13 protein-coding genes are annotated in these 21,853 nt (G+C 37.1%); all 13 read left to right on the forward strand.

Annotation, left to right across the window (positions count from 1 at the left end):
* Positions 1-11: 11 nt before the first annotated feature.
* Complete coding sequence (locus tag C8P67_RS15350) at positions 12-1,583, forward strand: RagB/SusD family nutrient uptake outer membrane protein (RefSeq protein WP_115814049.1); 1,572 nt, start codon at positions 12-14, stop codon at positions 1,581-1,583.
* A gap of 395 nt (positions 1,584-1,978) precedes the next feature.
* Complete coding sequence (locus tag C8P67_RS15355) at positions 1,979-3,526, forward strand: alpha-N-arabinofuranosidase (RefSeq protein ID WP_115814050.1); 1,548 nt, start codon at positions 1,979-1,981, stop codon at positions 3,524-3,526.
* Positions 3,527-3,537: 11 nt separating this feature from the next.
* The gene (locus C8P67_RS15360; protein WP_115814051.1) at positions 3,538-5,127 is read left to right on the forward strand and encodes an arabinan endo-1,5-alpha-L-arabinosidase; all 1,590 of its coding nucleotides are present in this window, start codon (positions 3,538-3,540) and stop codon (positions 5,125-5,127) included.
* Positions 5,128-5,211: 84 nt separating this feature from the next.
* Positions 5,212-6,210: a glycoside hydrolase family 43 protein gene (locus C8P67_RS15365; protein WP_115814052.1), complete on the forward strand. Its 999-nt coding sequence runs from the start codon at positions 5,212-5,214 to the stop codon at positions 6,208-6,210.
* A 191-nt stretch (positions 6,211-6,401) separates the two neighbouring features.
* On the forward strand, positions 6,402-7,388 hold the full coding sequence (locus tag C8P67_RS15370; protein WP_317125459.1) for an arabinan endo-1,5-alpha-L-arabinosidase: 987 nt from the start codon (positions 6,402-6,404) through the stop codon (positions 7,386-7,388).
* 125 nt (positions 7,389-7,513) lie between these two features.
* Complete coding sequence (locus tag C8P67_RS15375) at positions 7,514-9,475, forward strand: glycoside hydrolase family 127 protein (protein WP_115814054.1); 1,962 nt, start codon at positions 7,514-7,516, stop codon at positions 9,473-9,475.
* Between the two features lie 60 nt (positions 9,476-9,535).
* Positions 9,536-11,950, forward strand: coding sequence for a glycoside hydrolase family 2 TIM barrel-domain containing protein (locus tag C8P67_RS15380; protein ID WP_115814055.1), 2,415 nt, complete (start codon positions 9,536-9,538; stop codon positions 11,948-11,950).
* 93 nt (positions 11,951-12,043) lie between these two features.
* Positions 12,044-13,987, forward strand: a complete 1,944-nt coding sequence (locus C8P67_RS15385) for a glycoside hydrolase family 97 protein (protein ID WP_115814056.1) — start codon at positions 12,044-12,046, stop codon at positions 13,985-13,987.
* A 102-nt stretch (positions 13,988-14,089) separates the two neighbouring features.
* Entirely contained in the window at positions 14,090-16,075 is a 1,986-nt protein-coding gene (locus C8P67_RS15390) for an alpha-L-arabinofuranosidase C-terminal domain-containing protein (RefSeq protein WP_115814057.1), read from the forward strand.
* Positions 16,076-16,159: 84 nt separating this feature from the next.
* Positions 16,160-17,851, forward strand: coding sequence for a ribulokinase (locus C8P67_RS15395; RefSeq protein ID WP_115814058.1), 1,692 nt, complete (start codon positions 16,160-16,162; stop codon positions 17,849-17,851).
* Positions 17,835-18,536, forward strand: coding sequence for an L-ribulose-5-phosphate 4-epimerase (locus tag C8P67_RS15400; protein ID WP_115814106.1), 702 nt, complete (start codon positions 17,835-17,837; stop codon positions 18,534-18,536). The genes C8P67_RS15395 and C8P67_RS15400 overlap by 17 nt, the downstream gene beginning before the upstream one ends.
* Before the next feature lie 108 nt (positions 18,537-18,644).
* Complete coding sequence (gene araA, locus C8P67_RS15405) at positions 18,645-20,153, forward strand: L-arabinose isomerase (protein WP_115814059.1); 1,509 nt, start codon at positions 18,645-18,647, stop codon at positions 20,151-20,153.
* A 482-nt stretch (positions 20,154-20,635) separates the two neighbouring features.
* Positions 20,636-21,823 carry an aldose epimerase family protein gene (locus C8P67_RS15410; protein WP_115814060.1) on the forward strand — a complete coding sequence of 396 codons (1,188 nt, stop codon included), beginning with the start codon at positions 20,636-20,638 and terminating at the stop codon, positions 21,821-21,823.
* The last annotated feature ends 30 nt before the right edge of the window (positions 21,824-21,853 follow it).

The following is a 21,853-nucleotide window of genomic DNA, read 5'->3' on the forward strand; positions in this document are numbered from 1 at the left end:
TACTTAGTATCATGAAAACAAACAAATTAATAATAATTATATTATCGTTAAATCTTCTTCTTATTAGTTGTGATGACGAACTCAATTTATCAAATCCAAACAGCCAGACAGCAGGAAACTTTTGGCTAAATCAGGATCATGCTATCGAAGGAACAAATGCTATCTACAATAGTCTCTTGATTGATGGTTATTACATGAGGATGACCCCTGCCCTTTCAGATGGAAGGGGAGATGACTTTACAGCAGATAGCCCATGGCCAGATTTAGGACAAGTAGCAAACTTTACCATTCTACCTACATCAGGTCCTGTTCAATGGATGTGGTCTGCTTATTACCAATGTGTGTTTAGATCTAATCAGGTATTAGGAAACGTACCTAATATCCAAATGGATCAGGCACTTAAAGATAGATGTCTCGGACAAGCATATTTTTTAAGAGGTCTTTCTTATTTTAATCTAGTAACCAACTTTCAAAAAGTCCCATTGATATTAACTGTTCCTGCAACATCCAAAGACCGTTATCCAGCTACTGCATCGGAAGAGGCAATTTGGAATCAAATTATATCTGACTTTCAAAATGCTCAAAAACTATTACCTGTTAGCTATGGTAATGTTACAGGACCAGATAAAGGACAATTAGGTAGAGCTACAAAAGGTGCTGCAACTGGATTCTTAGGAAAAACATATTTATACAATAAACAATGGGAATTAGCCGGTATTGAGTTCAAAAAAATTATTGAAGGGGCTGAATTAAATATCTATAGCTTACAAAGCTCATTTAAAAATAACTTTAGTCCTTTATCTGATAATAATTCTGAATCGCTTTTTGAAGTCCAATTTGGGACTCCTGATCAATTAGGAGGGACTATCAAAAATTATGGAGGAGATCCAAATTCAGCATGGATGCAGGTTTCATCAGTTGGGCATACTTATGCACAAGATGGATATGGATATTCAGATTTTTTACCCACTCGTTGGATTTATGATGAATTTAAAAAAGAACTTACTGTTGATGGAAAATTAGACCCTCGTTTATTAACTACAATTGCTTCTTATGAACCATCTGAAAATTCTACAACAGTATATGCCGGTGTGCCTTGGCCTCATTCAACTACGGCTATTTACCCTAGAAAATATACTCATGATGGATTTGGATTAGCAACCGAAAGTCAAGGAAGTGTTGAACTTTCTGATATTAACTATCGTTTAATGAGGTATTCGGATGTATTATTAATGTATGCAGAAGCATTAAATGAGCAAAATTTAACAGCTAATGCCTACAATTATATTCAACAAGTTAGAAATAGAGCAAAATTGCCTGATTTAAGTACTGTAAAACCAAACATGACACAAGAACAAATGAGAGATCAAATAGCTCATGAGAGAGCACTTGAATTGTCAGTTGAAGGTATTAGAATTCATGATCTTGTAAGATGGGGCTGGTTTTACAATGATACTAAACTAGCTGAACTAAAACAACGTGATGCAGATTTCAACTCATGGATTCCAGGAAAAGAATATTTACCTATTCCTCAAAGTGAACTTGATGTCAATCCAAATTTGGAACGAAACTCAGCAAATTAGGAATACTAAAGTTTTATGCGGCTGCAAGATAATATTCTGCAAAAAAGAAATGGAAACAAATAAATTCTTAATAACTCAAAATCCAGGTTATTAGTATTTATTTAAATTAACAAAATTTTTTGAATTAGTAATTTTTAAAATCATGTGGTATTTCCTAAACGGTTTGCCACGTGATTTTATAACTTAAAATAAATCGCAGAAAACAAATTTTTATAAAAATCAAAGCCCTAAAAAAATAGTCTTGATTTTTTAAAATCTAAATATTCTGGACTCGCTTATTACAGTTCAAAATAAATAACATTTACACAATTAAATAGCTACAAATTTGTTGCTTATTGTATTTTTAAAATCAACATTAGAAGGAACATTTTCTCCATCTACTAAATAAAAACATCATGAAAAAGACAATCCAATTATTACTAGTTCTCGCTTTTTGCAGTCAGACAGGTTTTGCGCAAAAGGAAACTACAATCCTTACTATTAAAAACACAGCAGAGGCTCCTACAATCAACAAAAACATCTATGGTCACTTTGCGGAACATTTAGGAAGGTGTATATACGGAGGCTTTTTTGTGGGTGATACTTCTAAAATTCCTAATACAAAAGGTGTTCGAAATGACATTATTGCTGCTTTAAAAGAGCTGCAGATTCCAAATTTAAGATGGCCTGGTGGCTGTTTTGCTGACACTTACCACTGGAAAGACGGAATCGGTCTGCAACAGGAAAGACCAACCATTGTAAATAAATGGTGGGGAGGAACTACAGAAGACAACAGTTTTGGAACACATGATTTTTTAAATATGTGTGAAGTTCTTGGAGCTGAACCGTATTTGTCTGGAAACGTAGGCAGTGGAACAGTGCAGGAGTTAGCTGACTGGGTGCAGTACACCAACTTCAGCGGAAAAAGCCCTATGAGTGACCTGCGAAAAAAAAATGGAAGAACAGAACCTTGGAAAGTTAAATTCTGGGGAATTGGAAATGAAGCTTGGGGATGCGGAGGAAACATGACAGCAGAATATTATGCTGGAGAATACCGCAAATTTGCAACTTTCATGTCAGATTGGGAAAACACAGGCGGTATTACCCGTATAGCATCTGGATCGAACAGCGAAGATTACAACTGGACCGAAGTATTGATGAAAAGCATTCCAAACAATATGCTGGGAGGACTTGGAGTTCACCATTACGCAGTAATAGATTGGAGCAAAAAAGGAGACGGAACAGATTTCTCTGAAGACGGCTATTTCCATACGATGAAATCAGCACTAAAAATGGAAGAATTGGTTACCAAACATGCAGCGATAATGGATAAATACGATCCTGCAAAAAAAGTCGCCATGATTGTTGACGAATGGGGAGCTTGGTATGAAGTAGAAAAAGGAACAAATCCAGGATTTTTATATCAGCAGAACACAATGAGAGATGCCGTTCTAGCCGGAGCAACATTAAACATCTTCAACAACCACGCCGACAGAGTCCGTATGGCAAATCTAGCACAATGTGTAAACGTGCTGCAGGCTGTAATTTTAACAGATAAAGCAAAAATGATTACAACTCCAACCTATTCTGTAATGAAAATGTACAGAGTGCATCAGGATGCTAAATTATTACCGTTAAGTTTTCAGTCACCGTTATATACTTTTAACGGAGAAACTCTTCCTGCGATATCTGCATCTGCATCAAAAGACAAAAATGGTGCAGTACATATCTCATTAGTAAATGTTGATGCAAAAAACAATAACAAAATAGAAATCGACATAAAAGATCTTGGTGTTAAAAATTTCACTGGAACAATTATAACTTCAGCTAAACTACAAGATTACAACTCATTCGAAAATCCAAACAAAATTGTGCCAGCAGTTTTTAAAGGTTTCGAAAACAAAAAAGGAAAACTTGAAATTACTGTTCCTCCTTTCTCTGTTTTAGTTTTAGAAGGAAAATAAAAAACAATATCATGAAAAAAACAAATTCTATCATAAGAATAGTTCCTTATATAGCATTGGCGTTTATTATTGCAGTTTCGGCAGTAGGATGTTCTAAGGATGATGGCACTACAGCTGAGCCAACTCCTACATCTACTCCAACTTTCAAAGGACCAACCTATGCGGACAATTATTCCTCGATTTCATCTTGGGGGAATAATTCAAAATGGAATCTTGCCAATGTACATGACCCATCAGTGGAAAAATGCGGTGATTATTATTACATGTACCAAACTGATGCTTCTTATGGAAATTCAACTGATGGTCACGGTCATTTCTTTTACAGACGTTCCAAAGACCTTGTGAACTGGGAATTTATGGGATCTACAATGACAGCAGCACCAGCTTGGATAAAAGATTTTACCAACACCACAAGAGCTGAAATGACTCCTTCCCTACCTGCTATTACCCCAAATTATGGATATTGGGCACCTTGTGTTCGAAAAGTAGGCAGCAAATACCGAATGTATTATAGCATAGTGGTTTTTGATCCAGCAGGTGATACAGGCACTTGGGGAAACAGATCAGTTATTGGCTTAGCTGAAACCGATGATTTGGCGTCCAATGTTTGGACAGACAAAGGATTGGTAGTAAGCTCTATACCTGACGGATTAAAGAATTGGGCTTTCTCAGGTGATGTGGTTTGGGAAAATGCTTATTACAAATACAACGCCATTGACCCAAGTTTTATTGAGACTCCTGAAGGCGAGCAGTATTTAATATATGGTTCTTGGCATTCTGGAATTGTAGCAGTTAAATTAGATCCGACAACAGGAAAACCTTTCCAATTGAAAACGCTCAGCGATTATGGAACACGAATTGCTACCCGCAGTGTAACCAGCCGCTGGCAGGGTTCCGAAGGAGCTGAAATCATATACAATTCAGACACACAGTACTATTATCTTTTCTTGGCCTATGACGGACTGGATGTTCCGTATAATACCAGAGTATGCCGTTCCAAAAATATTATGGGGCCATATTATGGAATCAATGGTGCCAATGTGACCAATGGTGCCGATTGCTGGCCAATGCTTACACATCCTTATGGTTTTAATGGTCATACAGGCTGGGTTGGAATTTCACACTGTGCTGTTTTCCAAAATCCAGAAACAAAACAATGGTATTACTCTTCACAGGCACGTCTGCCAAAAGATGTACCTGGAATCGCAGTTTCTAATGCCATAATGATGGGACATGTCCGCGAAATCCAATGGACAGAAGACGGCTGGCCTGTAATTGCACCTGAGCGTTATGCTGCGGTGCCTGCAACAACTATTACAGAAGCCTCTTTTATTGGATCTTGGGAACAGATTACAATGAATTACCAATATGCGGTTATTCAAAAATCGGTAACGATCTACTTGACAGCTGACAAAAAAGTGAGTGGAGGCGTAACAGGAACCTGGTCTTATGACAGTACCAAGAAAACACTAACCGTAAACGGCATACAATGTAAAGTAAACGATGCTTGGGACTGGGAAAAGGCTACACGTAATGTAACACTTACTTATTCTGGACTTACAGCAGCTGGTGTACCAGTATGGGGCAAAAAAATAAATTAAATTTTCATATTCAAAACCCTTTTTTAAGCTTTAAAAAAGGGTTTTGCTTTTCAACTTACAACATCTTCATAAATCTTAATTATAATGAAAACTATTTTTGTACCAATTCTTTCTCTTTTCCTGCTTGCATCAGTAAAAACAACAGCACAGAATAATGCTTCGGCTTCCGCCAATGCAGAAAAAAAAGCTAAAACAGCTGTTACCAATAACCCAATCATAAAAGACAAATACACCGGTGACCCTGCTGCCTTGGTTTACAAAGACAAAGTATATCTCTATGCTGGACATGATGAAGCGCCAAATGATTTTAATTTTTATAAAATGAACGAATGGCTGGTGTATTCCTCCTCAGATATGGTTCATTGGCAGGAGCATCCAGTTCCTTTGAAAGTAACTGATTTTGCATGGTCAAAAGGAGATGCATGGGCTTCACAGGTTATCGAAAGAAATGGAAAATTTTATTGGTATGTAGCCACAGAACATGGAACTGTAAATGGCAAAGCAATTGGAGTTGCGGTATCAGACAGTCCAACAGGTCCTTTTAAAGATGCTTTGGGAAAAGCATTAATCACAAACGATATGACGACTACTAAAACCAGCATCACTTGGGATGATATTGATCCGTCAGTAATAATTGACGATGATGGACAGGCTTACCTTTTTTGGGGAAATACCGCTTGTTATTATGCTAAATTAAAAGCAAATATGACAGAACTGGACGGACCAATCCAAACGATCGACCTGCCACATTTTACCGAAGCTCCTTGGATTCACAAACATAAAAACTGGTATTACTTATCGTATGCATATCAGTTTCCTGAAAAAATTGCCTACGCCATGAGTAAATCCATCAACGGTCCATGGGACTACAAAGGAATTTTGAATGAAATCGCTGGAAATTCAAACACCAATCACCAATCGATAATTGATTTCAAAGGAAAATCATATTTCATATATCATAATGGAAGCATCGAACCGAATGGAGGAAGTTTTAGAAGATCGGTTTGCATAGACCGTTTGTATTACAACAAAGACGGCTCGATAAAAAGAATAATCATGACTACCGAAGGGATAACTGAGTAAGCAGTTTTCAGACTGCAGATTTCAGTTTACAGCTTGGTCACAGTTTTTCAATAAAAACAGACAACCCTTATATGCCCTTAAATTTCTTATATGGTTCAAAAAAAGTATAAGTCACAGATTAAAATAAAAACTTAAATGACTTATATGTTTCAAAAAAGTTATCAGTTCAAATTAAAATTAAATTTACTCATATGACTTATATGTTTCAAAAAAAAATTAAACATGCCTTTTATAGTTTAATGATGCTGACAGTCTCAGTTTCATTTGCTCAAGACATAACCGTTCACGATCCGGTAATGATCAAGCAGAAAGACACTTACTATTTATACTGCACAGGAAAAGGAATCAGTGTTTTCAGTTCCAAAGATTTAAAAAACTGGAAAAATGAACCTCAGATTTTCGCCGAAAAACCTGTTTGGGTAGACAAAGTCGTTTCCGGATTTGACAATCACATTTGGGCACCGGACATTTCTTTTCACAACAATACCTACTATCTGTATTATTCAGTTTCGGCTTTCGCCAAAAATACTTCGGCGATTGGAGTAACCACTAATACTACTTTAGACCCTAAAGATCCTGCTTACAAATGGGTCGATCAGGGAATTGTAATTCAGTCGGTTCCTAACAGAGATCTATGGAACGCCATCGATCCTAATTTGACTTTCGATGAAAATAATACTCCTTGGCTCGCTTTCGGTTCTTTTTGGGAAGGCTTGAAAATGGTGAAACTAAATCCCGATTTAAAATCAATTGCACAGCCACAGGAATGGCATACGATCGCTAAACGCAAAAGAACATTCGAACTGGCTGACAGCGACCCAGGTGACGGCGCACTCGAAGCTCCTTTTATTTTCAAAAAGAACGGTTATTATTATCAGTTCCTATCTTGGGATTTATGCTGCCGAGGCGACAAAAGCACTTATAAAGTAGTTGTAGGGAGATCCAAAACTATCACAGGCCCTTATCTTGATAAAGAAGGAAAATCATTAACCGAAGGAGGAGGAACTTTACTAATTCAAGGAGACAAAGACTGGTTTGGCGCAGGACACAACAGTACCTACACTTTTGATGGTAAGGATTATATCATTTACCATGCCTATGATGCCAAACAAAATGGCCGTCCAATATTGCAGATAAAACAGCTGCAGTGGGATAAAGATTTATGGCCAGCATTGTAAAAATTTAATTTATTTTAAAAATGTATTTTATACACTTATTTTATTTATCTTGCAGCTTCGAATAAAAAAATTGTGTTTTTACAACCAACAAAAATTCATTAGCCTATTACATTAAAAACCAAATAATGAAAATTTTAAATTTAAAAAAACATACACTCCCAATACTTGCATTATTTGCCCTTTCATGTGGCATAAATGCACAAAAAGCTGCTGTAAAAAACACTGGATATGCAATCACGCCGGTGAACATACAAAACGTGAAAATCACTGATGCTTTTTGGCTGCCAATCATCAAAAGAGTACAGGAAAAAACCATCGAGTATGCCATTCACAAATGTGAAGAAGAAGGGCGCTTGGACAATTTTCTTATTGCTGGCGGTAAAATGAAAGGAGAAGCAAAAGGACAAATGCCTTTTGACGATACCGATGTTTACAAAATTATAGAAGGAGCTTCGAATACACTTATAAGCGAACCCAATCCAAAACTGGAAAAACTATTGGATTCCCTAATCACAATCATTAAAATTGGTCAGGAAAAAGATGGTTATTTAACCACTTGGAGAACCATCAACCCAGCGAAACCACCAGCGCCGTGGGTTCCGGTTATAGAAGGAAAACGCTGGGAATCACTGCAGATTAGCCACGAATTGTATAACCCAGGGCATATGATAGAAGCGGCGGTAGTACATTATGAAGCCACTGGAAAAAGAAACTTTTTGGATATAGCTATAAAAACTGCCGATATGCTTGTGCGCACTTTTGGCGACAATCCTGATCAGGTTCATGGTGTACCAGGCCATCAGATAGTTGAGACTGGTCTGGTAAGCCTTTACAGAATTACCAATAACAAATCCTATCTCAAACTAGCCAAATACTTCTTGGACAATAGAGGGAATTCAAAAAACCATAAATTATATGGTACTTATGCTCAAGATGACATACCTGTTATCCAGCAAAAAGAAGCCGTAGGCCATGCTGTAAGAGCTGTGTACATGTATGCTGGAATGACTGATATCGCAGCAATATATAATGACAAAGATTATCTAAATGCTGTAAATGCGTTGTGGTCAAATATGGTGAACAAAAAAATGTACATCACAGGCGGTATTGGCGCCATCCATGATGGAGAAGCGTTTGGTGCAAACTATGAATTACCAAATCTAACAGCTTACAACGAAACCTGCGCTGCAATCGGCGATGTATATTGGAATCACAGATTGCACAGTATGACTGGCAGCTCTGATTATTACAACATAATTGAACGTTCCTTATACAACGGATTAATCTCAGGAATTTCATTAGACGGAAAGCAATTTTTCTATCCAAATGCATTGGAATCAGATGGAGTTCACAAGAACAACAGAGGTTCCTGCACACGTCAGGCTTGGTTTGACTGTTCCTGTTGCCCAACAAATCTGATTCGTTTTATTCCTTCGATTCCAGGCCTGATTTATTCTACCGAAAAAAATGTTCTTTATGTAAACTTATATGCCTCGAATACAGCAAAGATAACATTAGACAAATCCGAACTCGAAATCACGCAGCAAACCAATTATCCTTGGGACGGAAAAGTAACCGTAACTGTTTCTCCTAAAAAAGAAAGCGAATTCACAATAAAATTAAGAATTCCAGGCTGGGCGAGAAATCAGGTGCTGCCGGGAGATTTATACAGCTATAAAACAGTTTCTGCAGCTAAAACTATGGTAACTATTGATGGAAAACCTTTCGAATATAAAGATGATAATGGATATGTTACCATTACAAAAAAATGGAAAAAAGGAGAAATCATAACACTAAACTTCCCAATGGAAGTTAAAGAAGTAGTGACCAGCGATAAAGTTGAAGGCAACATTGGTAAAGTAGCTCTTGAATATGGCCCAATCGTATATGCTATCGAAGAAATGGACAATGCTGCAAACTTTGACAAAATCACTATCAATGCCAATGACACTTTTAAAGTTACTAAAGAAGATAATCTCCTAGAAGGCGTAAATACCATTCAGACCGATAAATTAAAAGCAATCCCATATTATTCCTGGTCAAACAGAGGCGTTGGAAAAATGAAAGTCTGGATTGATTTAAAATAACAAAAGTTATCACATATAAAGAATTCCTTTCCATAATATAAATAAGAAGTACAAGTCAAAATGAAGATTTTTTTTAAGCTTTGGTTCGCAATCGCAATTATCACTCCAATGTGTATGAACCTTCATGCGCAGAATAAAACAGCTGGCAGCAAAGAACTATTTGATTATGATTGGAAATTTTATCTGGGTGACAACAATAGTGCAAGTACCGTTACTTTTGACGATACTAATTGGAGAACTCTCGATTTGCCACATGACTGGAGTATAGAAAGCGACTTTTCTCCAAAGAATCCCGCAGGAAATGATGGAGCATACCTGCCAACGGGTATTGGATGGTACCGAAAAACATTTAAAACACCGAAAGAAAGTAAGAATAAAATAATCATTATCAATTTTGAAGGGGTTTATATGAACTCCGAAGTATTTATTAACGGAAAATCATTGGGCATTTATCCATATGGTTACACTTCATTTAGCTATGAATTAACACCATACCTCAATAATGATAAAGAAAATATTATTGCAGTCCGTGTAGATAATTCACAGCAAAAAAACTGCAGATGGTACAGCGGTTCAGGAATTTACCGTCATGTATGGCTGGAATCAAAAGGCAAAGTACATTTTGCAAATGATGGTATCGGAATCACCACACCTATCATTAAAAATAATTCTGCAGCAGTCGAAATAAGTACAGCCATTAAAAATGACAGCGATCAGCCGAAAAACCTTCAGCTTAAAACAATCATATTAGACCCTAAAAATAATAAAGAAGTAAAACAGGTTTCTATTACTGTGCAGATCGATCCAAAAAGTGAAAAAATATTCAAGCAAAATCTGATTGTCTCAAACCCAAAGTTATGGTCACCGGAATCTCCTCATCTTTACAGCGCAAAAGTCAGCATAATTGATAAGGAAGAAATTACAGACCACTCGATACAAAATTTTGGCATCAGGTCAATCCGCTTTTCTGCAACAGAAGGTTTTCTATTGAATGGGAAGCCTACACTTTTAAACGGAGGCTGCGTACATCATGACAATGGAGCTTTGGGAGCTGCATCGTATTACAGAGCAGAAGAAAGAAAAGTCGAAATACTAAAAGAATCTGGTTTCAATGCCGTACGCACATCTCACAACCCACCTTCCAAATCATTTTTAGATGCATGCGACCGACTTGGAATGATGGTTATTGACGAGGCGTTTGACGGCTGGAGAACCAAGAAAACAGAATACGATTACGCCATGTATTTTGACAGCTGGTATGAGCGAGATGTACAGGCAATGGTTAAGCGTGACCGCAATCATCCTTCGATAATCATGTGGAGTATTGGAAATGAAATTATCGAACGAAAAGAACCTGAAGCTGTAGTAACAGCAAGAAATCTTGCCAAAGCAGTAAAAGCAATTGATGTAACCAGACCAGTAACATCAGCAATGACGACTTGGGACAAAGACTGGGAAATATTTGATCCATTAATGGCTGAGCATGACGTTGCCGGATATAATTATGAACTGAAACGTGCTCCAGATGATCACAAGCGTGTACCTTCAAGAGTTATTGTACAAACGGAATCCTATCCTAGAGATGCATTCGAGAATTGGAAATTGGTAAATGAAAACAAATTTATCATTGGTGATTTTGTTTGGACTGCGATGGATTACCTAGGCGAATCAGGAATTGGCAGATGGCATTATACAGGCGAAGTTCCAGGCGAGCATTGGGAAAGAGATCTTTTTCCTTGGCATGGAGCATATTGCGGAGACATTGACATGATGGGTTCGAGAAAACCAATATCGCACTACCGCAGCATGCTGTATAACAATAATGAAAAACTTTATTTGGCCGTCAAAGAACCTAATCCTGCACCGCTGGAAATCATTGAAACAAGATGGTCAGTCTGGCCAACTTGGGAAAACTGGACATGGCCTGAATTTACCGGAAAAGAAATTCAAGTTGAAGTATATTCAAAATATCCAAAAGTGAGACTGTATCTAAACGACAAAATTGTTGGAGAAAGTGATACAAATATCAACACCAAATTTAAAGCAGTCTTTTCTGTACCCTACAGTCCAGGTCAATTAAAAGCGGTTGGAGTAGAAAATGGGAAAGAAACAGCACCTAAAATTTTAAAGACAGCTGGAAAAGCTTCTAAAATTGTACTAAAAGCAGACCGAAAAACAATTAAAGCCGATGGTCAGGATCTATCCTATGTGACTTTAGAAATTACAGATGAATTTGGCACAATTATACCTAATGCCGATTTGAATGTTCAGTTTACTATTTCGGGATCCGGTTCTATTATAGGAACTGATAATGCCAACATAAAAGATGTGAACTCGTATGCATCTCCAGCCAGAATGACTTGGAAAGGAAAAGCGTTAGCAGTCATAAAAAGTAAGCGTACCAAAGGAGAAATCACATTATCAGCCAGCGCAGACGGATTAGCATCAGAAACCATAAAAATTAGAGCAGAATAAAAATTAATTAAGGTTTCATTTCGAACTGCCTTTTACTTTCTAACACTTAGAGTACAGCTATATAAAAACAATATTGATTAATTAAAACAAAGCATGCGTAATTTAATAAAAAACAGCTTATTATTTCTTTTACTGCCAATCCTTGCGATAGGACAGGTAAAAACAGTTTCTTCTCAAAACGGTAAATTAGTATTGAACTTTTATGTCGATCAGGGAATTCCATCTTATTCGGTAGAATATAATAAAAATGTATTGGTCGAAAAATCTCCTTTGGGACTTATAACCAACCATGGAGATTTTTCAAAAGGAATGACATTTAGTACGGCTAAAGAAAACACTATTGATGAAAAATATGAACTGGAAAGAATAAAAGTTTCTTCTGTTCATTATCAGGCAAAGGAAATTATTTTGACTTTGAGCAATGAAAAAAAACAGAATATCGATTTTATTTTCAGAGTTGGAAATAATGATGTTGCGTTTAAATATGCGCTGCCACAGGAAGGTGAAACAGCCTGCTGCGTTGTCGAAAAAGAAATTACAGGATTTAATTTCTCTCAAAACACTACTACTTTTTTAACACCGCAGGCAACTCCAATGATTGGCTGGATGCGCACAAAACCAAGTTACGAAGAAGAATATAATGCAGATGAACCAATAGGAACTCCATCAAAATATGGAGAAGGATATACTTTCCCGGCACTTTTTCATGTTGCCAATAACGGCTGGGCACTTGTTTCAGAAACTGGTGTTAACAGTTCGTATTGCGGATCACATTTGAGTGACGGCACCAAAGACGGCGTTTATTCAATAACTTTTCCAAACGCTCAGGAGAATAATGGTAACGGTACTTCACAGCCAGCAATGAGTCTTCCTGGAGAAACTCCTTGGCGTACGATAACAGTTGGAGACAATCTAAAGCCAATTGTAGAAACAACAGTACCTTTTGATGTTGTAAAACCGCTTTACGAGCCATCTCAAAAATATAAATTCGGCCGAAGCACCTGGAGCTGGATTATGTGGCAGGATAACAGCATCAATTATGATGACCAAGTTAAATATATCGATCTAGCAGCGGACATGGGCTATGAATATGTTTTGATAGACGGCCTTTGGGACAAGCAGATTGGTCAGGATCGTTTGCCGGCATTATTCAAATATGCACAATCTAAAGGTGTTGATGTTTTTCTTTGGTACAACTCAAACGGGGCTTCAAATGATGCGCCACAAGGTGCAAAATACCGCATGAACAATTCTATCGCAAGAAAGAAAGAAATGAAATGGTTAAAAGAAAACGGAGTAAAAGGATTAAAAGTTGATTTCTTTGGCGGCGATAAACAGGAAACCATTAAGCTGTACGAAGACATTTTATCTGATGCAAATGAATATGGTCTGATGATAATATTTCACGGCTGTACTTTACCTAGAGGATGGGAAAAAATGTATCCTAACTATGTAAGCAGCGAGGCGGTTTTAGCTTCCGAAAATTTAATTTTCACACAGCGCTCAAACGACCTTGAGGCATTCAGTGCTTCATTGCATCCTTTTATTAGAAACGCGGTTGGTTCTATGGAGTTTGGCCCAGTTTTACTGAATAAAAAACACAACAGAACAAATGACGGCGGCACTACACGAGTAACTGGCGATGTTTTCCAATTAGCCACAGCAGTGTTGTATCAAAGTTCGGTACAAATGTTTGCCATTGCTCCAAATAATTTAACTGATGTACCTTCATTTGCAATTGACTTCATGAAAAAAGTCCCTACCACTTGGGATGAAACCCGTTATATAGACGGCTATCCAGGAAAGTACTGCATATTGGCCAGAAGACATAATGACAAATGGTATGTTGTGGGAATAAACGCCACGAAAGAAACATTAAAAGTAAAAGTAAAACTGCCGATGTTTGCAGATAAAGAAATTACTTATTACTCTGATGAGAAAGGGAATAAACCAGAAATGAAAAAATTAAAAATCAACAAAAACGGAGAAACTTCATTAACAATCCAAACAAATGGCGGTGTGATTTTGACAAATTAATTCAGATTAAAAACGTCAAAATTTCAACAATCTAATAAAAATAAAATTAGTCTAAAGTTTGATTTCAAGAACTTTAAGCATTAAACTCTAAAAGAATAAAAAATGAAAACAAATTTAATCACCAAAATAACCCTTTGCGGTCTATTGTTAAATGGTATTTATGCCAATGCGCAAAAAACGACTCTTGAAGTAAATACCAGTAATACAATTACCAAAATTCAGCCGACAATGTATGGAATCTTTTTTGAAGACATCAACTTTGCCGCTGATGGAGGATTGTACGCAGAAATGGTAAAAAACCGTTCTTTTGAATTTGATGATCCTTTGATGGGCTGGAAACAGCCAAAAAGTGACAGACATAATTTCAATACCGAATCTGGGATTGCTGTTCCTGTGCAATTTTCAAAAAAAGGAACCAATCATAATTACTGCCGAATCACGGTAAAAGATGCCAAAGGCTATGAAATCATCAATGAAGGTTTCAGAGGAATGGGAATTAAAAGCGGAGCAAAATACAATCTGACTCTAAAAGCATCCAAAGAAGCAGGAAACATTTCGAAGATAATTATTCAATTCATTGGAAAAGACAATAAAATTTTAGGCGAAACGAGTATTGTTCCAACAACTTCCGATTGGAAAGAATACACTGCCCAGCTTATTCCAAACGCCACAGAAGCAAAAGCAAAACTGCGTTTTACATTTGAAGGAACCGGAACAATTGATTTGGATATGATTTCTTTATTCCCAGAAGATACTTGGAATAACCGAAAAAATGGTCTTCGTAAAGATTTAGTACAATTATTATATGATATGAAACCAGGATTCCTGCGTTTCCCTGGTGGCTGTATTGTTGAGGGAAGAACGCTTGTAGAACGTTATCAATGGAAAAAAACGGTTGGCCAGGTTGATGATAGAGAAATCTTGGTTAACCGCTGGAATATGGAATTTGGTCACAAACCAACACCGGATTATTTTCAGTCTTTTGGATTGGGATTTTATGAATATTTCCAATTATCAGAAGATATTGGAGCTTCTCCCCTGCCAATCTTAAGCTGTGGAATGGCCTGCCAGTTCAATACAGGAGAATTAGTTCCTATGGATCAATTGGATCCTTATGTGCAGGATGCTATTGACCTAATTGAATTTGCCAACGGAAGTGTAGATACTCCATGGGGAAAAGTTCGTGCCAATATGGGACACCCAAAACCGTTTAACCTAAAATTTATTGGAGTAGGAAACGAACAATGGGGAACAGATTATATCGAGCGTTATAAAGTATTCGAAAAAGCAATCAAAGCAAAACACCCGGAAATCACAATTGTTTCAGGAAGCGGACCATTCCCAGAAGGAGATTATTTTGAATATGCACAATCGGAACTTAAAAAACTGAACGCTGAAATCATTGATGAGCATTATTATAAAGATCCAAAATGGTTTAGAGAAAACGCTACCCGTTATGATAATTATGACCGTAAAGGACCAAAAATTTTCGCTGGAGAATATGCTGCGCAAACGGTGGCTATTGCAAGTCCTGAAAATAAAAACAGCTGGGAATGTGCTTTCTCTGAAGCTGCTTTTATGACTGGAATGGAACGTAATGCCGAAGTAGTTCACCTTACCTCCTACGCTCCTTTATTTGCTCACGAAGAAGGCTGGCAATGGACACCAGACATGATTTGGTTTAATAATTTAGAGTCTTTTGGTACACCAAATTACTATGTACAAAAACTATTTGCTAACAATAAAGGAACTGATTTATTAGCAATCACCAAAAACGGAAAAGCAGTAACTGGTCAAAATGACTTATTTGCATCGGCAGTAAAAGATGTAAACACCAAAGAAGTTATTGTAAAAGTAGTTAATACTTCTGCAAAAGCTCAAGATTTAAATATTGATTTAAAAGGAAGCAAATTCCAGTCAAAAGGAACAGTAATTATGCTGACAAGCCCTAATACAACTGACGAAAACTCATTTGCTTCGCCTAAAAAGATCAGCCCGAAAGAAAGTGAATATACTCTGAAAGGCGAAAAAGCATCATTGAGCGTACCAGCCTATTCTGTAACTGTTTTGAAGCTGAAATTAAAATAATTTTGGCTCTAAAATAAATTAAGTGTTTTTTATACACTTATTAAATAATTATTATATATTTGTACCTATATAAAAAGAATCGTGATGAAAAATTATGTAATTGGATTGGATTATGGCTCAGATTCTGTTCGCGCAGTGCTGATAGACACAGAAAATGGACAGGAATTAGCATCTAGCGTTTGTGATTACAAGCGATGGAAAAATAAAGAATATTGTAATGCCTCAATAAATCAGTTTCGCCAGCATCCTTTGGATCATATTGAAGGATTAGAAACTACTATAAAATATGTAGTCGAAAACAGTAAAGTAGATCCTTCGCTTATCCGAAGCATCTGCATCGACACAACAGGATCTTCACCAGTACCAGTTGCCGAAGATGGAACACCACTAGCTTTGACAAAAGGTTTTGAACATAATCCAAATGCCATGATGGTTTTATGGAAAGACCACACTGCTATCAATGAAGCGAATGAAATTAATGAATTAGCTGCCAACTGGGGTGGAGAAAACTTCACAAAATACGAAGGAGGAATCTATTCATCTGAATGGTTTTGGGCCAAAATTTTACATGTTGCCAGAGAAGACGAAGCGGTTAAAAAAGCCACTTACACTTGGATGGAACATTGCGATTTAATGACGTATTTATTAATCGACGATAAAGATTTAAAAACTTTCAAAAGAAGCCGCTGCGCTGCAGGTCACAAAGCAATGTGGCATGAAGACTGGGATGGTCTGCCACCAGCAGAGTTTTTAGAAAAATTAGATCCCTATCTAGCTTCACTTCGCGGAAAACTATATAACGAAACCTATACATCCGATTTAGCTGCAGGGAAATTAAGCCAAGAATGGGCAGACCGATTAGGACTTTCTACTGATACAATAGTTGCAGTAGGAACTTTTGATGCGCATTCAGGAGCTGTGGGAGCAAAAATTGACGAACACACTCTAGTTCGTGTAATGGGAACTTCAACTTGTGATATTATTATTGATACTAAAGAATCTATTGGAACAAAAACCGTTCGTGGAATCTGCGGACAGGTAGACGGTTCTGTAATTCCAGGTTATATCGGATTAGAAGCAGGACAATCTGCTTTTGGAGATTTATTAGCTTGGTACAAAGAACTTTTGTTATGGCCAACTGAGAATCTGCTTGCTTCTTCTGCCCTATTGAATGAAGAACAAAAAGCACAATTGAAAGCTGAAATCAGTGATAAATTAATCGTTCAGTTAACCGCCGAAGCAGAAAAAATTCCATTATCTGAAAGTATTCCAATTGCATTAGACTGGATTAACGGGCGACGAACTCCAGATGCCAATCAGGAACTTAAAAGTGCTATATCAAACCTTTCTTTAGGAACAAAGGCACCGCATGTATTCAAATCACTGGTAAATGCCATCTGTTTTGGTTCTAAAAAAATCGTGGATCGTTTTGAAGAGGAAGGCGTTCGAATTGACACCGTAATTGGTATTGGCGGTGTGGCACGTAAATCTCCATTTATCATGCAGACTTTGGCAAATGTATTGAACAAACCAATCAAAGTAGCTTTATCTGATCAGGCACCTGCATTGGGAGCTGCCATTTATGCTGCCGTTGCTGCCGGAATTTATCCAAACGTAATCGAAGCCGCTCAAAAAATGGGAAGTCCATTTGAAAGCGAGTACACACCGCAGCTTGACAAAGTAGCTGCTTACAATAAATTGCTTTGTGCTTATGACCAATTAAGTGCGTATGCTGATCCATCTATTAAAAAAAGAAAAAATGAGTTCACAGTATAAAGATTTAAAACAAGAGTGTTACGAAGCCAACATGCAGCTGAATGCATTGAATCTGGTAGTGTATACTTTTGGTAACGTAAGTGCCGTTGACCGCGAAAAAGGAGTTTTTGCCATCAAGCCAAGCGGTGTTCCTTACGAAGACTTAAAACCAGAAGATATTGTTATTGTTGATTTTGACAATAATGTTATCGAAGGAAGCCTGCGTCCATCTTCGGATACTAAAACGCATGCTTATTTATACAAAAACTGGCCAAATATTGGCGGTGTTGCACATACTCATGCTACTTACTCAGTAGCGTGGGCACAATCTCAAAGAGACATTCCGATTTTTGGAACCACCCATGCCGACCACTTAACCTCAGATATCCCCTGTGCTGCTCCAATGGATGACAGCTTAATCGAAGGAAACTACGAGCATAATACAGGTATCCAAATTTTGGATTGTTTCAAAGAAAAAAATCTTAATTACGAAGAAACAGAAATGGTGCTGATAGGAAATCACGGCCCTTTTGCTTGGGGAAAAAATGCTGCCAAAGCAGTCTACAACTCTAAGGTTCTTGAAGTCGTAGCCGAAATGGCTTACCTGACGCTACAGATTAATCCTAATGCGCCGCGATTGAAAGATTCTTTGATCAAAAAGCATTACCTGCGCAAGCACGGAAAAGATTCGTATTACGGACAGTAATTGTTTATTCGTTGAATTGTTTAATCGTTGAATCGATTTTACAACATAACGATTAAACAGTTAAACGATTAAACAAATAAACAGTTAACGATTAAACATAAAAACATAATGATAGATATATCTCAAAAAGAAGTTTGGTTTGTAGTAGGAAGCCAAGAATTATACGGACCAGAAACATTATTAAAAGTTGCAGAACATGCTGCAATTATGGGAAAAGGATTTAATGAAGCTTCTCAGATTCCAGTAAAAGTGGTTACTAAAGACACTTTGAAATCTCCTAAACAAGTATTGGATTTATGCTTAGAAGCTAATTCAAACAAAAACTGTATTGGAATCATCACTTGGATGCATACTTTCTCTCCAGCCAAAATGTGGATTGGCGGTTTGAGTATTTTGAACAAACCATTGTGCCACTTACATACACAATACAATGCCGAAATTCCATGGGCAACTATCGATATGGATTTCATGAACTTGAACCAATCGGCTCACGGAGATAGAGAATTTGGTTTTATGATGTCAAGAATGCGTAAAAAACGCAAAGTAATTGTAGGACACTGGCAGGAAGAACGCGTTTTGACAAAACTAGGAAACTGGACAAGAGTTGCCTTGGGTTGGAACGAATTACAAAACTTAAAAGTAGCACGTATTGGTGACAATATGCGTGAAGTAGCAGTAACTGAAGGAGATAAAGTAGAAGCGCAATTGCGTTTTGGAATGTCTGTAAATGGATATGATTCTTCAGATGTTACTAAACATATTGAGAAAGTAACAGATGTACAATTAGCTGATTTATTAGCAGTTTATGAAGCTTCTTATAACTTAACACCATCACTTTTAGAAGGCGGAGCGCAAAGACAATCTTTGGCAGAAGCGGCAAAAATTGAATTAGGTTTAAGAGCTTTCCTTGAAGAGGGAGGTTTTGGAGCATTTACAGATACTTTTGAAAACTTAGGAGTTTGGAAACAGCTTCCTGGAATTGCAACACAACGTTTAATGGCTGATGGATATGGTTTTGGTGGTGAAGGAGACTGGAAAACTGCTGCAATGGTTAGAGCTTTAAAAGTTATGAATGTTGGTCTTGAAGGAGGAACTTCGTTCATGGAAGATTATACATACCACTTTACTCCGCAAAAATCATACGTTTTAGGATCACACATGCTGGAAATCTGTCCATCTATCGCTGACGGAAAACCATCTTGCGAAGTGCATCCGCTAGGAATCGGCGGAAAAGAAGATCCAGCTCGTTTAGTATTTAATTCCCCTGCTGGAGATGCTATCAACGTATCATTAGTTGATATGGGTACTCGTTTCAGATTAATCGTAAACGAAGTGACTGCAGTGAAACCTATGGCTGAATTACCAAAACTACCAGTAGCACGCGTGTTATGGGACTGCAAACCAAACTTGGATGTAGCTGCTACAGCCTGGATTCTTGCCGGAGGTGCGCACCACACTGTTTACAGCCAAGCTGTGACTACAGAATTCATGGAAGATTTTGCTGACATCGCTGGTATCGAATTATTGGTAATCGATGCAAATACGACTATCCGTAATTTCAAAGATACTATAAATGCAAATGAAGCTTATTTCCATTTGTTTCAGCATAAACTGTAATAAATTGTAAATGTTTAATTGTGAATTGTTAATGCCAAAAGACTGTAATACACAATCACTTTTGGATTGTTATAAATAAATTGTTTAGTTAAGTTAGTTAAACTCCTGCAGGATTTTGAAAATGCTGCAGGAGTAATTTTATTAGAGTTTTGATTTAAGTTTCTTCTATTTTGAAAATTAAATTTGTTGTTAGCAGGAGTCCGCGTGAGGGATTGAAGTGGAGCTCTTTTTTATTTGGCTTTTTTGCCAAATAAAAAAAGCGGGAACGGAAAGCCCGACCCGAAGTTTTTTCACGAAGGGTCACGCCTAAATGATTTAAGTTAAAATATTGAATAGTTTCACGATAAACTGTTAAAATTATCCTAATCTAAGTATTGTTTTGCTTTGGCGTTTCTTATTTTTATGATATGGCAAAGCTTTATCGGACTGAGAAACAAAATGATTGTTTTGCATAAAGTAGTAAACCAAAAAAAATAAAATATATGAATCTAGTAAAACGTTGTGTTTATGGAATTTCCATTTTAAGTTTAGTAAGTATGAATGTACAGTGCAAAGGAGAGAAAAAAGAGGAAGCAGCGGGAACTGCTCAAGAAGCTAAAGCCACAGATTCTGTATCGATAGTAAAAACGGTATATGGTGAAACCGAAAAAGGAGAACAAATAGACCGTTACACCTTGAAAAACCAAAAAGGAATGGAAGTAAACATTATCACCTATGGTGGTATTATCACTTCCCTAAAAGTGCCTAATAAAGCAGGAAAATCTGAAGAGGTGGTGATTGGTTTTAATTCATTGGAACAATATCAAAAAGCTAATCCTTACTTTGGAGCTTTGATTGGAAGATTTGGCAACCGTATTGCAAAAGGTAAATTTACTTTGGACGGAAAACAATACTCATTAGCCATTAACAATGAACCAAATGCACTGCACGGAGGACCTGAAGGTTTCCATAGAGTAGTTTGGACTGCTGAGGAAGCTAAAGGAGGCGATACTGCATCTTTAAAATTAAAATATGTTGCCAAAGACATGGAAGAAGGCTATCCAGGTAACCTGACAGTTTTTGTTACTTACACTTTGAACAAAGACAATGCATTGGACGTGCTTTATGAAGCTACTACCGACAAGAAAACAGTTGTAAACTTGACACAGCATTCTTATTTCAACCTGTCATCTGATTTCTCTAAACCAATTTTAGATCATGAAATCACTATTGATGCAGATAAATTAGTTCCAGTAGATGCTACGCTTATTCCGACAGGAAAATTGACTGATGTAACTAATACTCCTTTCGATTTTAGAAAGCCAAAAGCTGTTGGCAAAGAAATCAATGCAGCTGATGACCAATTGAAAAAAGGATTGGGTTATGACCACTGCTGGGTTTTAAATAACCAAGGAAAAGGAGACCGTTTAGTTGCTTCGGCTTACCATGCTGGAAGCGGAAGATTATTAGAAGTGTATACTGATCAGCCTGGAATTCAATTCTACTCTGGGAACTTCCTTGATGGAACTTTACCAATGAGAAACGGCGGAACATATGCACACAGAACTGGTTTTTGTCTTGAAACACAGCATTACCCAGATTCTCCAAATCAAAAAGATTTCCCAACGACTGTATTAAGTCCGGGAGAAAATTATAAAACAAAAACTACTTTTAAATTTTCGGTTAAGTAGTTTAATAAACACTAGTTATTATATAAAATT

It is taken from the genome of Flavobacterium aquicola (assembly GCF_003385115.1).
GTDB classification, from domain to species: Bacteria; Bacteroidota; Bacteroidia; order Flavobacteriales; family Flavobacteriaceae; genus Flavobacterium; species Flavobacterium aquicola.